Here is a 13,052-nt window from a genome sequence, read left to right as displayed (position 1 = left end):
GCACTCTGATTCCGGGGCGTCATGCCATCACCGGCACCCGGATTCCCGGGCGTCATGCCATCACCGGCACGACCGTGGAGGGGTAACTCATGCCGCTACCGTAAAGCTGGCGATCACCTGCCGCATCAACCCCTGGTCTTGTCTCCACCGCGCCTCGGTGGCCGTCCACGACAAAACGTAGGCGGTGTCCCCGATCGCCACCGCCCGCTGCACCTCGTGATACTTCACGCCCTGCGTGCTCCACGGCGCGTCGCCGGTCGGACCCGCCGTGTAGGTGAACTCCCATTCCACGGCCTTGGTCCCCTGGTGGGTGACGGACCTGCGGCGCAGGGTCCGAACGTCCTGGTCGTTCTGCCCGGCGGTCTCCTGCGAGTCGCGGATGATCTGGTTCGGGTCGGGGTTGACGTAGATGGCCTGGACGCCGAAGTGCCCGCTCCGGTCCCGGCGCGTCCACTCGGTGTAGGCCTCCTTGCGGGCGCCCCGCCAGCCGATGGGCCGCATGATGGACCAGCCGTCGGGGGACTTCCAGGCCCGTACCGTCGCCACCACCCTGGTCGGGGTGGGCGTCGGGGTGGGGGTGGGCGTCGCGCTGGTCTCGGTGCTGGGCGGCGGCGTGCTCGGCGGCGCGCTGGCCACGGCGCTCTGCGTGACGCGCGGCGCGCCTTCCGCCGACCCGCTGAACTTGAAGAAGGCGAACCCGCCTCCCCCGACCACCAGCACCGCCGCCGCTGCCGCCGCGAGGAGGGTACGGCCGCCGCGCGGCGGCTTCGGCTCCACCACGACCCGGTCATCGTTCGGCTGCTTGGCCGCGACGATGGCGGCCAGCAGCGCGTCGGCCTGCTCGGCGTTGACCCGTTCGTGCGGCTCCTTGCGCAGCAGCCCTTGCAGGATCGGGTGCATGATCGGCGGGATCCGGCGGTAGTCCGGCTCGTCGCTCAGCAGCGCGTTCAGCGTGGCCATGGGATCGCCGCGCTCGAACGGCGACCGGCCGACCAGCGTGGCGTAGAGCGTGGCACCGAGCGACCACAGGTCGGAGGCGGGCCCGGACTCGGCCGCGCGCACCCGTTCGGGAGCCAGGAAGCTCGGCGAGCCGGTCACCATCCCGGTCTGGGTCAGCGAGGCGTCTCCCTCGGCGGTGGCGATGCCGAAGTCGGTGAGCACGGCCCGGCCGTCGTCGGTGAGCAGGATGTTGCTCGGCTTGACGTCACGGTGCAGGATCCCGACCTCGTGCGCGGCCCGCAACGCCGACAGCACCTGCCGGCCCACGTCGGCCGCCTGCCGTACCGGAAGGGCGCCGGAGGTGGCGACGACCTCCTCCACAGAGGGGTAGCGCACCAGCTCCATGATGATCCACGGCCGGCCGTCCTCCTCGACCACGTCGTAGATCGCGACGACGGACGGGTGGTTCAGCCGTGCCGCCATACGCGCCTCGCGGGCGGTACGGAGCAACTGCCGTTCCTGGTCGGCCCGGGGCAGTCCCGCGGGCAGGAGCACTTCCTTAACGGCGATCTGCCGGTTGAGCAGTGTGTCGCGGCCTTCCCAGACCACGCCCATACCGCCGCGCCCCAGTTCGCGCAGTAACTGGTAGCGCTTGGCCACCAGCTGGTTGCTATCCGAAACCATGTCCAACCCTTGTAGACCCACCCGAACAGTGGGCAAGTTTCCCATACCTCGCGTATGTCTGCCCGGAGGTCGGGAAGGCGTCTTGCCAGAGGTCACCGAATGTTGTTCTACTGAGGCCAGCCGAGTCGTAGGAGATGCCGATGTCTGAAGGCCGACAGGGCCCGCTCGCCGGGATCCGGGTGCTGGAGCTCGCGGGGCTCGCGCCGGGCCCGTTCGCCGGGATGATGCTCGCCGACCACGGCGCCGACGTGCTGCGCGTCGATCGCGTGGCCGCCGTCTCCGACGCGCCGCGCACGGACGTCATGGACCGCGGCAAGCACACCATCGGCCTGGACCTGAAGTCGCCCGAGGGCGTCGCCACGCTCAAGGAGCTGGCGAGGAACGCCGACGTCGTCATCGAGGTCTTCCGGCCCGGAGTGGCGGAACGGCTCGGCATCGGCCCCGCCGACCTCCACGCGGTGAACGAGCGGCTGATCTACGGCCGGATGACCGGCTGGGGACAGGACGGGCCGCTCGCCACCACCGCGGGCCACGACATCGACTACATCGCGATCTCCGGCATCCTGTCGATGCTCGGCCGCGCGGAGGACAAGCCGACGCCGCCGATCAACATCCTGGGCGACTTCGCCGGCGGCGGTCTCATGCTCGCGTACGGCGTGCTGCTCGCCCTGTTCGAGCGGGAGCGCACCGGCAAGGGCCGGGTGATCGACGCGGCCATGGTGGACGGCGCCGCGATCCTGTTCGCGATGTTCTACCACGGCGTGCAGAGCGGCTTCTGGGGCCCGCGCGGCACGAACCTGCTGGACACCGGCGCGCCCCACTACGACACCTATGAGACGGCCGACGGGGAGTTCATGGCGGTCGGCTCGCTGGAGCCGCAGTTCTGGGACGCGATGGTGACCCGGATGGGGCTGACGGACCTGCCGGACCGCGGCGACAAGAAGCAGTGGCCGGCGCTCAAGGCCCGCCTGGCCGAGGAATTCAGGTCGCGGACGCGGGCGGAGTGGGAGGCGGTGTTCGAGGGCTCCGACGCGTGCGTGTCGCCGGTCCTGTCCATGAAGGAGGCCGTCCGGCATCCGCACAACGTGGCCAGGGGCGCCTTCGCCGACGTCGGCGGGCTCAGCCAGCCGGTCCCCGCGCCGCGCCTGCTCGGCGTACCGGACCAGGACCTCTCGCCCGCCACCCGGCTCGCCGACCTGTCCGCCTGGGGCCTGAGCGCCGAGGCCGCGGAGAAGCTGCGCTCCCAGGGGGTGCTGGCCTGACATGGACCCCGATCTGCTCGACGGCGCCCTGTACGCGGGCGACCCGGCACCCGTCTACGCCTGGCTGCGCGAGTACTCCCCCGTCCACCACGACGCCGCCAACGGGCTGTGGGGCATCTCCCGCCACGCCGACATCACGGCCATCGAGCGCGATCCAGGGCTGTGGACCAGCACCGGCGGCTACCGCCCCCAGTTGCCCTCCGATCCGTCGATGATCGGCATGGACGACCCGGAGCACGCCGAGCACCGCCGCCTCGTCTACCGCCGCTTCACGCCGCGCTATGTCCACGAGCGCTACGCCGCCCGCGTCCGCGAGGTCGTCGTCGAGCTGATCGACCAGGCTCTAGAGGCCGGCACCGTCGACGCGGTGCCCGCCCTGGCCGCGCCGCTGCCCGCCCGCATGATCGGCTGGCTGCTCGGCTTCCCCGACGCGGACTGGCCGCGGCTCAAGCACTGGTCGGAGACCACGATCGTGGCGGGCGGCGGCCTGCGCTACGTCACGCACGAGGCCGCCGTCGCCGCGGGCGAGTTCGGCGAGGCCGTACTGGCCCTGGCCGCCGAGCGCCGGGCGTGCCCGGCCGACGACCTGGTGACCCTGTGGTCCGGCCGGGCCGCCTACGACGACGACCACCTGGCGAACGAGGCGCTGCTGCTGCTCGACGGCGGCGCGGAGACCACCCGTACGGTCATCGCGACCGCGATCGACGCGCTGATCCGGCACCCGGACCAGTGGCGGCTGCTGCGCGAGGACCGCGGCCTGATCGAGAACGCCGTGGAGGAGTTCATCCGCTGGACCACCCCGATCCTGAACATGTGCCGCTCGGCCACCCGCGACACCGAGCTCCACGGACAGCGCATCAGCCGAGGGCAGCAGGTCCTGCTCATGTACGGCTCGGCGAACCGGGACGAGTCGGTGTTCGACCGGCCGGAGGTGTTCGACGTGACGCGCAAGCCGGGCGGGCACATCGCGTTCGGCCTGGGGACCCACTTCTGCCTGGGCGCGTCCCTGGCCCGGCTGGAGTTACAGATCTTCTTCGAGGAGTGGATCGACCGGGTGGGCTCGGCCGCCTGGGCCGACGACACGGGCCCGCGCATCCTGCCCAACGCGTTCGTGCGCGGCGTCACGTCCTTTCCCGTCGCGCTCTCGCCGCGCGGGTGAACTGGTCGTCGAAGCGGCGGGGGAAGGGCACCATCCGATGCTTGTGCCGGTACGGCGCGGCCTGCCGTACCACGTTGAACCCGGCGGCGGAGACGATGCGGCCGGCCGAGGCGAACAGCGGCCAGGCCGGGCGGACGGCGAGGTGGGCCACCCCGGCGGGCAGGCCGGGCGGCGCGGCGGGCGAGACGAGCACGAGGCGCGGGCTGAGACCTTCGAGGACGGCGCTCTCGCGGGCGTACGCCACCAGCTCCAGGATCTCGCCCGGCGGTCCGGAATGCACGATCAGCCAGTCCCCCGAAGCCGTCATCCGGTCTTCCGGAGTCGTCATCCGGTCCCTCGGAGCCGTCAGCCGGTCCCCCGGCGCCGTGGCGGACGGGGCCGGTGGATCGGCCAGTGCCAGCGGGACCACCTCGTCCGACACCGACTCCAGGTAGGCCAGGTGGGGATCGCTCACCGGCTCGGCCAGCCACGTCCGGTGGAAGCGCGGCGGCCGGGCCGGGATCAGCGGCCGGTAGGCGTCCCAGCGCAGCAGCCTGGCCAGATGCACCACGCGCGGCCCCCGCGGCACCGCCGCCTCGATCTCGCCGTCGAGCCCGGCGGGAAAGGCGTCCACCACGATCTCGTCGGCCCGCGCGAGCACGGCCGGGTCGCGCGGCCACTCGGTGCGGATCGTGGCCGCGGCGCCCGGATGGACCGTATGCAGGTAGGCCCGGACCCTGGTGAGGTGACCGAGCCCGCCGCCTCTGGCGTAGCAGACGATCATGTGCGGTTCGGCGGGGCGGACAATCCGGCGCCGTCGGGCGGAGCAGGCAATCCGCTGCGCTTCGGCGGAGCAGACGATTCGGTGCCGTCGGGCGGAGCGGCCGATCGGGCGCTCTCGCGGAAGACCCGCAGGTAGCCCTCCGTCTCGGCGGTCACCGTGAAGTCCCTGCGTACCCGCTCGGCCGCCGCCGTGCCGAGCTTGGCCAGCTGCTCGTCCGTCGCCCGCGCGGCCCGGTCGACCGCCGCCCGGAACTCGTGCGGATCCCCCGCGGCGAAGCGGAAGCCGATCTCGTCGTCGACCAGGTCGGCCAGCCCGCCCGCGTCGGAGGCGAGCAGTGGGACGCCGAGGGCCGCGGCCTCCAGGGCCACGTTCGGCAGCCCGTCGTAGAACGAGGGCAGCGCGACCAGGTCGCAGGCGGCGTAGAGCGCGGGCAGCTCGTACCGGTCGAGGAAGGGCAGCCGCGTGTGCCCGGCGGGCACGACCAGGTCCGCCTCCAACTCCCCGACGAGCAGCAGGTGGAACAGGTCCGCGTGCCCGGAGGCGGCCAGCGCGTCGAGCAGGAAGCCGACGCCCTTCTTGTTCTTGAGCTGCCCGATGAGCCCGATCGTGCGCCGCCCGGCGGCGGCCCGCCTGGCCAGGCCCGCCGCGCGTTCGGAGGGCAGGATCTGCCAGCCGGCGGTGTCGATGCCGTTGGCCACCCACCGCACCTGGGCCTCCGGAACCAGCGCGGACACCAGCGGCGCGTGCCCGGAGGCCACTACGCACACCGTGGCCGAGGCCCGTAACGCGTCGAGCAGGGCGCCCCTGCGGCGCAGCGAGAAGACACCGGTGTCGAAGTCGTTGCCGCGCAGCAGCGTCACCAGCGGAGCGCCGAGCCACGCGGCCAGGATCGGGGCGCCGAGCATGGCGTACGTGCCGCCGAACGCCACCACGTGCGTGTACGACTCGCCGCGCAGCACGGTCCACAACCGGCGCAGCGCGTGCTCGGGATTGTCCTCCAGCGGCACGGTGAGCAGCCGCCCGCCCCGCTCGCCGCCGGTCTGCCAGGGCCGATCCCGCCTGGTCAGGTGCGCGACGTCGATCTCCACGCCCGCCTCACGCAGGCCCCTGACGATCCTGTCGCAGGACTCGGCCATGCCGCCCCTGCTCGGCGGGTAGTGCTCGGTGAGCCACAGCAGCCGCATCAGCTGTCCACGAAATCGCGCTCGTCACCGTCGCCGAAGTCACCGAAGTCGCCCTGGTCCTCGGGGTCGAAGGCGCCTCTGTCGTAGTCGTCGAACGTGCCGTACCAGCCGGGGTCCTGGTAGGTGGAGGAGGTGCTCTGGTAGTGGTCGCGGCGGAAGCCGCTGGTCCAGAACGGGTCGTAGGCCGAGCCGTAGCCCTGGGCGGTCGCGCACTCGGGGCAGACGCCACCGGGACCGATGTGCCGGTCGCAGATCGGCCTGCCGCACCCGGCGCAGGCGGCGACCGGCGCGCGACCGCAGCGGCCGAGCACGAAGAATCCGGTGCTCACCATGCACGGGATCACGCGACCCGCCTCCTTTGCGTCCACCTGAACGGTTCGGTGGCGACCGTCATGATCGCCCCGAGCTGGTCGCGCTCGGCGGGCAGCGGCACCTTGGCGGCGGCCCTGATCACGGTCTTCACGCCCGGACGGACCTTCACCCGGATCCACCACGGAGGCGGGCTGCCCGGCCGCGCCGGCACCTGACCCTTGGCCAGCGAGCGGCTGGTCCTAATGTGCTGTACGGCCTTCGTCTTCGTCTTGGTCTTGTGCTTGCCCCGCGGATTGACCTTGACGACGCGGCGGCGCCTGACCAGGTCGGTGACGGCGAGCGTGAGCACGCTGCCGTCGCGTAACTCCGAGCGGACGCTGAGCCACGGATCGCGCACCCACCACTCCTCGGCCCGGCGCACCGGTCGTACGACCGGCAGGGACCGGTGCGGGCTCTCCTTGCCGGGGACGCCGTGGCCGCGCAGATCGGCGGTGATGCCGACCATGCCGCCGCCGACGTCTTCACAGAGCACCCTGATCAGCGGCACGAGCAGGCTCTCCGTACGCGCGGGCAGCCGCCACTTGCGCCGGCGGACGAGCCCGCGATGCCGGGAGAGGCTGGCCAGCAGCGCCGCCCACTCCGCCTTGGGCAGCGTGGCCGAGAGCGTGTGCTCCCAGATGAGGGTCTGGTGCAGCGGGTGGAACCCGGCGATCGCCGCCCGTGTCTTCCGCCAGAACATGGCTCGAAACACTACACACGGCGATAAACCTCGGCGAGCCTCGCCCGGGAATCCGCCCAGCTGGGCACCCTACTCCTGGCCCGCTCCGCCATCACCCGCGCCTGTTCGGGGTACTCCAGGAGGATCCGGATCGCGCGGGCCAGCTCGGCGGGCCGATCGGGCGCGACCAGCCGCCCGTCCTCCCCCAGGATCTCTCGTACGGCCGGCAGGTCCGAGGCCACCACCGGCGTGCCGGCCGCCATCGACTCCAGGATCTTGAGCGGGGCGCAGCCCTGGTCGAGGTTGCGCGGGCAGGCGGTGAGCGGGGCGGCGGACACGGCCGCGCCGGCCAGCCAGCCGGCCACCTCGTCGTGGGGCAGCGTGAACCGCCACACGATCCGCTCGGCCACCCCCAGGCGGTCGGCGAGGCGCTGGAGGGGTTTGGCGCGGCGTTCCGGGACGGAGGAGCAGACGACCAGGCGCAGCTCGGTCAGGTCGGCCAACCTGGCGAAGGCACGCATCAGCACGTCCACGCCCTGCCAGCGCTGGAGGGCGCCTACGTAGATCAGGTAGTGCTCGGGCGCGCCAGGTGGGCGTGCGCCCGACGCCGCCGACGCGGCTCCGGCGGACGGCGCGCTCGGCGCTGGGGTGACGGGGTTGGCGGCGTTCGGCACGAGGAACACCTTTTCCGGATTTATCCCCATTTTGCGGATGGCGTCGCCGATAACGCTCGATGGCACGACAATCGCGTCCGCCTGTTCCAGGCAGTGCGCCTCCAGCCGCCGCAACTTGGCCACCGTGGCGGGGGCCGCCTGTGGCCAGGTGTGCGGCAGCTCGATGGACGGCAGCCCGTTCACCTCGTACACCACCTTGTGCCGGTGGCCGAGCACCGGCAGCGCGCTCCAAGGATCACGCACGTGGACCAGTTCCAGCGTCTCCAGGTGCGGCGCGAGGTGGCGGGCGACCCAGTGCGAGTACGCCTCGGCGCGGTCGATCAGGTTGGGGATCTGCTCGTCGAACCTGGCGATCTGGACATCGCCCTCGCGCTGGTAGCGCGGCAGCCCGCCCCCGCCCAGCACCCCCAGCAGCCCGCCGCCGAACCGGTCGAACAGCTCGGCGGCCATCTGCCCGATGTGCACCGCCGACCCCTTACTCGAAGGGAACCGGTCAAAGGCGAAATAGGCGGCACGCACGGCGCGCAGTCTATTCGCGCCGTTTCTACTGCCGCGCCGTTTCTACTGCCGCGCAGCTTCTCCTGACGCGCGGTTCGCCAGGCGCACGGCTTCGCCAAGCGCACGGCTTCTACTGCCGCACGCCCTCGTACGCCGAGTAGTCCTTCAACGCGATCGAGTCGTGCAGCCGCATGCCCTTGCTGCCCAGTTTGGTAGCGGCCTTGGTCACCGCGACCGGCAGGTGGCCGATCAGCCGCGCGGCCTGGGTGAGCGTCCACAGGTCGAACCGGTTGCCGGGCACGATCCGCTTGGCCGCCCCGACCGCGAACGTGCGGCTTCGCCGTACGTACTCACCGATCTCGGCCTCGTAGGCCGGGAAGGCGCGCTCGTGGTCGCCGCGTGCGGCGGCCAGCTCGCCCGCGAGGATGTACGCCCCGACGACGGCCAGGCTCGTGCTGCCGCCCACGGCCGGTCCCGGGCAGTAGCCCGCGTCGCCGACCAGCGTCACGCGGCCACGCGACCAGGTGTCGAGGCGCAGCTGGGTGATCGAGTCGAAGTAGAAGGCCGGGGTGCGGTCGAGCTCGGCCAGCAGCCGGGGAACCTGCCAGCCCATGCCCGCGAACCGCTCGCGCAGCAGCTCCTTCTGCCGGGCGACGTCGCGGTGGTGATACTGGAGCTGCTCCGGCGTCCTGAACAGGAACACCGCCCGCGCGTCGGACATGTGCGCCGCGCCGTACATCCCGGCCATCCGCCCGATGCCGGACAGCCCCTCCATGCGGCCGTCGAGGTCGAGGTAGTTGGGCACCGAGAAGACGGCCAGGTACGCGCCGATCCAGGTGGAGAAGCCCGACTCGGGGCCGAAGACCAGGCCGCGCACGTTCGAGTGCAGCCCGTCGGCGCCGACGACCAGGTCGAACCGCCTGGCCGCCCCGCGCTCGAAGGTCACCGTGCCGTCCTCGGCGATGGCGGTGATGGAGTCGTCGAAGACGTACTCGACGTCGGCGCGGGTGGCGTCGTAGAAGATCTCGCTGAGGTCGTCGCGCATGATCTCGACGTGGCGGTCCGACACGGCCGTGAAGACGCGCCGGAGGTCCAGCTCCACGGCCCCCTCCTGGCCTTCGCGATACTGGCCTTCGCGATACTGGCCTTCGCTATACATGGTGAGCCAGTTCGTGCCGGTCTTCTTGGCGGTGATCGGGTCGATCAGGCCCATCTTCTCGACGATGTCCATCGCGGGCCTGAACAGGTCGATCGCGTGGCCGCCCGTCTTGCGGAGCGACGGGGCGCGCTCCACGACGGTGACGTCGAAGCCGTATCTGTTGAGCCAGTACGCCAGCGCCGGTCCGGCGACACTCGCGCCGGAGATCAGGATCTGCATGACAAAACCCCCTTACCTAACGGATGGTAAGCGACCCGAAATAACATCCGCAAGGGGTTACTTAACGATAGGTAAGGAGGGCGGTCCATGAGGCCGCGACCCGAGCCCGACCGGGCTCGGGTTCAGCGATCAGTAGACGGCGATGTAGAGGTCCGCGCCACCGGGGTGGTGCACCTCGAGGTCCGTCCTGAACGCCCGCGCGGGCGTGCCGCCCGACTCGGTGTGCTTCCACACCTGCTGCCAGGCGTCGACGATCGCCTGCGGCATCTGGCCGCGCGCCTCGACCCGCAGGGCCGGGCCCGCGGGCACGCGTACGGCGACCATGCCCTCGGGCAACCTGGGGACCGTCCGCACGCCGATGCCGACGATCTGCGTGTAGGCGCCGTGATGGTCGCCCTCGTAGTCGGTCAGCACCGCGTAAAGGTTCTCGTCGACGCGTCCCGGAATGTGCGCGAACGCCCCGGGGGCGCCCGCCCGCTGCCACAGCGCGGGCAGCTTCGCCCTGGCGGGGTCGATCTCGTCGGCGTTCGAGGTGCGTACGGCGATACCGACGACTGTCAGCTCGTTTCTCTCAGTGACCTCCACAGGCCCTCCATCCCCCTAAGCATCTCGGGCGATCCTATGGCCATAACAAACGGGAAAAGCCCTCATAAGTCACCCACCGCATAGGATGGACGAACGTGAAGTTCCTTAACGGCCTCGAGCCGCAATACGACCTGACGTACAGCGACGTGTTCATGGTCCCGTCGCGTTCCTCGGTCGGTTCCCGGCTCGCGGTCGATCTTTCGACGAACGACGGCACGGGCACCACCATTCCGATCGTCGTGGCGAACATGACCGCGGTCGCCGGCCGGCGCATGGCCGAGACGATCGCCCGCCGGGGCGGCATCACCGTGATCCCCCAGGACATTCCCATCGATGTCGTGATGGAAGTCGTCGACTGGGTCAAGAAGCGCGACCTGGTCCACGACACTCCGCTCACGCTGACGCCGCACGACACGGTCGGCGAGGCCATGCAGCTGCTGCCCAAGCGCGCCCACGGCGCGGTCATCGTCGTCGACTGGGACAACCGGCCGACCGGCGTGGTGACCGAGGCCGACTGCCAGGGCGTCGACATGTACACGCAGCTGTCGCAGGTGATGTCGAGCGAGCTGCTGACGCTGCCGGCCGGGCTTGAGCCGCGCGCGGCGTTCGACCGGCTGCACGGGGGCCGCCACCGGCTGGCGCCCATCGTGGACGCCGAGGGCCGTCTGGTCGGCATCCTGACCCGCACGGGCGCCCTGCGCGCCACGCTCTACCAGCCCGCGCTCGACCCCGCCGGCCGGCTGCGCATCGCGGCCGCCGTCGGCGTGAACGGCGACGTCGCGGCCAAGGCCAAGGAACTGCTCGATGCCGGGATCGACTGCCTGGTGGTCGACACCGCGCACGGGCATCAGGAGAAGATGGTCTCCGCCCTGCGCGCGGTCCGGGCCCTGGACCCGGGGGTGCCTGTGGCGGCGGGCAACGTGGTGACCGCCGAGGGCGTGCGCGACCTGGTGGACGCGGGCGCGGACATCCTCAAGGTGGGGGTCGGCCCCGGCGCCATGTGCACGACGCGGATGATGACCGGGGTGGGGCGGCCGCAGTTCTCGGCCGTGCTCGAATGCTCGGCGGAGGCGCGGCGACTCGGACGGCACGTGTGGGCCGACGGCGGTGTCCGGCACCCGCGTGACGTGGCGCTCGCCCTGGCCGCGGGCGCGGCCAACGTGATGATCGGCTCGTGGTTCGCCGGGACGTACGAGTCTCCCGGCGACGCGCGCACCGACGCCGACGGGCGCAGGTACAAGGAGAACTTCGGCATGGCGTCCGCGCGGGCCGTGCGGCTGCGCACGGCGGAGGACAGCCCGTTCGATCGGGCCAGGAAGGCGCTGTTCGAGGAGGGGATCTCGACCTCGCGCATGTACCTGGATCCGCGGCGGCCGAGCGTGGAGGACCAGATCGACGCGATCGTGGCCGGGCTGCGGTCCTCGTGCACGTACGCGGGGGCGGCGAACCTGGAGGAGCTGCACGAGCGCGCGGTGGTCGGCATCCAGAGTGCCTCCGGCTACACCGAGGGCATGCCACTGCACCAGAGCTGGTAGCGCGGCTCAGGCTCCGGCCGGCTCAGGTGCGGTGCCGACCGCCTACCGCTGGCTCCGCACCAGAGCCGGTTCAGGTTCGGCGCCAGCCGCCTGCCGCGTGGATCCCGCCGTCGACGTGCAGCGTCGTGCCGGTCACGAACCTGGCCAGCTCACTGGCCAGGAACACCGCCGCGCCCGCCGCGTCGGCCGGCTCCCCGAGGTGCCCGAGCGGCGGCAGGCGTACCGGCTCGAAGGGTCCGTCCGCCATCCGCTCCCGCACCTGTGTCTCGCCCTCGGTGGGCAGCCCGTCGGGCGCGATGGCGTTCACCCTGATGCCCAGGGGTGCGAACTCCAGCGCGAGCGACTTCGTCAGGCTCTCCAGCCCCGCCTTCATCGCCGCGTAGACCGCGAACCCCGGCGCTGCCTGGTGCGCCTCGCTGGAGGTCACGTTGATGATCGACGCCCCGGCGCCCATCATCGGCAGCATCCGGCGGATCATGCCGGTGACCTGCGTGAAGTTCTCCTCGATCAGGGTCCGCTCGCCGCGGGCCGTGGTGTCGGCGAACGCGGCGTGGAAGGTCCCGCCCGCGTTGTTCACCAGGATGTCCACGCGCCCCCACCGCTCGTGCACGGCCTGCGCGAACACCTCCACGGCCACCGGATCCCGTACGTCCAGGGTCATCGCGAGCTCGCTGCTCTGCTGCGGCTTGTCGCGGTCGCAGATCGCGACATGAGCCCCGAATGCCGCGAACGTCTCCGCGATCGCCCGCCCGATCCCCCGCGTCGCCCCGGTGATCACGGCGACGCGCCCGGTGAGCAGGATCGCATCGGCGGAAAGGGCGGCCATGAACGATGACCATATCCCGACCGCATAGAGTCGTCGGGTCCATTGCTGATCGCCAATACTCGTAACAGGAGCAATTCGTGGCACTCGAGAAGCCGGAAATCGACTTCCCGGAGGGCAACCCGCCCGCCGACCTGGAGATCGTCGACATCGTCGAGGGGAACGGCCCCGAGGCCAAGCCCGGCCAGAACGTCAGCGTCCACTACGTGGGCGTCGCGTTCTCGACCGGCGAGGAGTTCGACGCGTCGTGGAACCGCGGCGAGGCGTTCGAGTTCCCGCTCGGCGGCGGGCGTGTCATCGCCGGCTGGGACCAGGGCGTGGCCGGGATGAAGGTGGGCGGTCGCCGCAAGCTGGTGATCCCCGCGCACCTCGGCTACGGCAACCGCGGCGCCGGCGCCCGTATCAAGCCGGGAGAGACGCTCATCTTCGTCGTCGACCTCCTGGGCGTCAGCTAACACCCTGGGGCGGGTCGCACACCCGCCCCACCCCTCAGGGGGCCCATCGCCGGGCAAAATGCTGGTCTTGGCGCGGCGGATTT

General features: G+C 71.5%; 13 protein-coding genes. 4 read left to right on the top strand and 9 right to left on the bottom strand.

Annotation, left to right across the window (positions count from 1 at the left end; translation table 11 throughout):
- Positions 1–87 precede the first annotated feature (87 nt).
- Positions 88–1,623 (bottom strand): serine/threonine-protein kinase, encoded by a 1,536-nt coding sequence (locus tag ACIBO2_RS36075; RefSeq protein WP_397302795.1) that lies wholly within the window; start codon positions 1,621–1,623, stop codon positions 88–90.
- Positions 1,624–1,763: 140 nt separating this feature from the next.
- Between ACIBO2_RS36075 and ACIBO2_RS36070 the strand changes: the two genes are divergently transcribed.
- Complete coding sequence (locus ACIBO2_RS36070; protein WP_397302792.1) at positions 1,764–2,885, top strand: CaiB/BaiF CoA transferase family protein; 1,122 nt, start codon at positions 1,764–1,766, stop codon at positions 2,883–2,885.
- 1 nt (position 2,886) lies between these two features.
- A complete protein-coding gene (locus tag ACIBO2_RS36065) occupies positions 2,887–4,044 on the top strand; it encodes a cytochrome P450 (protein WP_397302789.1) in 1,158 nt (385 codons plus the stop codon).
- Here ACIBO2_RS36065 and ACIBO2_RS36060 read toward each other — a convergent pair.
- The 7 genes from ACIBO2_RS36060 to ACIBO2_RS36030 form a co-directional block, all read right to left on the bottom strand.
- Positions 4,007–4,807: a hypothetical protein gene (locus tag ACIBO2_RS36060; RefSeq protein ID WP_397302786.1), complete on the bottom strand. Its 801-nt coding sequence runs from the start codon at positions 4,805–4,807 to the stop codon at positions 4,007–4,009. The two genes, ACIBO2_RS36065 and ACIBO2_RS36060, sit on opposite strands and share 38 nt — an antisense overlap.
- The gene (locus tag ACIBO2_RS36055; protein ID WP_397302784.1) at positions 4,804–5,991 is read right to left on the bottom strand and encodes a glycosyltransferase family 4 protein; all 1,188 of its coding nucleotides are present in this window, start codon (positions 5,989–5,991) and stop codon (positions 4,804–4,806) included. The genes ACIBO2_RS36060 and ACIBO2_RS36055 overlap by 4 nt, the downstream gene beginning before the upstream one ends.
- On the bottom strand, positions 5,991–6,335 hold the full coding sequence (locus tag ACIBO2_RS36050; RefSeq protein ID WP_358557169.1) for a hypothetical protein: 345 nt from the start codon (positions 6,333–6,335) through the stop codon (positions 5,991–5,993). Before ACIBO2_RS36050 ends, ACIBO2_RS36055 begins: the two co-directional genes overlap by 1 nt.
- A complete protein-coding gene (locus ACIBO2_RS36045; RefSeq protein WP_397302780.1) occupies positions 6,332–7,042 on the bottom strand; it encodes a hypothetical protein in 711 nt (236 codons plus the stop codon). The genes ACIBO2_RS36050 and ACIBO2_RS36045 overlap by 4 nt, the downstream gene beginning before the upstream one ends.
- 11 nt (positions 7,043–7,053) lie before the next feature.
- Positions 7,054–8,214, bottom strand: coding sequence for a glycosyltransferase (locus tag ACIBO2_RS36040; protein WP_397302777.1), 1,161 nt, complete (start codon positions 8,212–8,214; stop codon positions 7,054–7,056).
- A 109-nt stretch (positions 8,215–8,323) separates the two neighbouring features.
- Entirely contained in the window at positions 8,324–9,571 is a 1,248-nt protein-coding gene (locus ACIBO2_RS36035; protein ID WP_358557160.1) for an FAD-dependent monooxygenase, read from the bottom strand.
- Positions 9,572–9,700: 129 nt separating this feature from the next.
- The gene (locus ACIBO2_RS36030; RefSeq protein WP_358557157.1) at positions 9,701–10,156 is read right to left on the bottom strand and encodes a GyrI-like domain-containing protein; all 456 of its coding nucleotides are present in this window, start codon (positions 10,154–10,156) and stop codon (positions 9,701–9,703) included.
- A 95-nt stretch (positions 10,157–10,251) separates the two neighbouring features.
- Here ACIBO2_RS36030 and ACIBO2_RS36025 point away from each other — a divergent pair, with 95 nt between their 5' ends.
- Positions 10,252–11,691, top strand: coding sequence for a GuaB1 family IMP dehydrogenase-related protein (locus ACIBO2_RS36025; RefSeq protein ID WP_358557155.1), 1,440 nt, complete (start codon positions 10,252–10,254; stop codon positions 11,689–11,691).
- A gap of 70 nt (positions 11,692–11,761) precedes the next feature.
- Here ACIBO2_RS36025 and ACIBO2_RS36020 read toward each other — a convergent pair whose 3' ends face one another.
- Entirely contained in the window at positions 11,762–12,517 is a 756-nt protein-coding gene (locus ACIBO2_RS36020) for an SDR family oxidoreductase (protein WP_358181470.1), read from the bottom strand.
- Positions 12,518–12,594: 77 nt separating this feature from the next.
- On the opposite strand from ACIBO2_RS36020, the gene ACIBO2_RS36015 reads away from it, so the two are divergent.
- Positions 12,595–12,969: an FKBP-type peptidyl-prolyl cis-trans isomerase gene (locus tag ACIBO2_RS36015; protein WP_358441976.1), complete on the top strand. Its 375-nt coding sequence runs from the start codon at positions 12,595–12,597 to the stop codon at positions 12,967–12,969.
- Positions 12,970–13,052 lie beyond the last annotated feature (83 nt).

This window comes from Nonomuraea sp. NPDC050022, from assembly GCF_044460705.1.
GTDB lineage: Bacteria > Actinomycetota > Actinomycetes > Streptosporangiales > Streptosporangiaceae > Nonomuraea.
This window is presented reverse-complemented; position numbering and strand designations above follow the sequence as displayed.

Coding starts and splice junctions, on each gene's coding strand:
- ACIBO2_RS36075 (WP_397302795.1), bottom strand. CDS start 1,623: ATGGTTTCGGATAGCAACCAGCTGGTGGCCAAGCGCTACCAGTTACTG.
- ACIBO2_RS36070 (WP_397302792.1), top strand. CDS start 1,764: ATGTCTGAAGGCCGACAGGGCCCGCTCGCCGGGATCCGGGTGCTGGAG.
- ACIBO2_RS36065 (WP_397302789.1), top strand. CDS start 2,887: ATGGACCCCGATCTGCTCGACGGCGCCCTGTACGCGGGCGACCCGGCA.
- ACIBO2_RS36060 (WP_397302786.1), bottom strand. CDS start 4,807: ATGATCGTCTGCTACGCCAGAGGCGGCGGGCTCGGTCACCTCACCAGG.
- ACIBO2_RS36055 (WP_397302784.1), bottom strand. CDS start 5,991: ATGCGGCTGCTGTGGCTCACCGAGCACTACCCGCCGAGCAGGGGCGGC.
- ACIBO2_RS36045 (WP_397302780.1), bottom strand. CDS start 7,042: ATGTTCTGGCGGAAGACACGGGCGGCGATCGCCGGGTTCCACCCGCTG.
- ACIBO2_RS36035 (WP_358557160.1), bottom strand. CDS start 9,571: ATGCAGATCCTGATCTCCGGCGCGAGTGTCGCCGGACCGGCGCTGGCG.
- ACIBO2_RS36020 (WP_358181470.1), bottom strand. CDS start 12,517: ATGGCCGCCCTTTCCGCCGATGCGATCCTGCTCACCGGGCGCGTCGCC.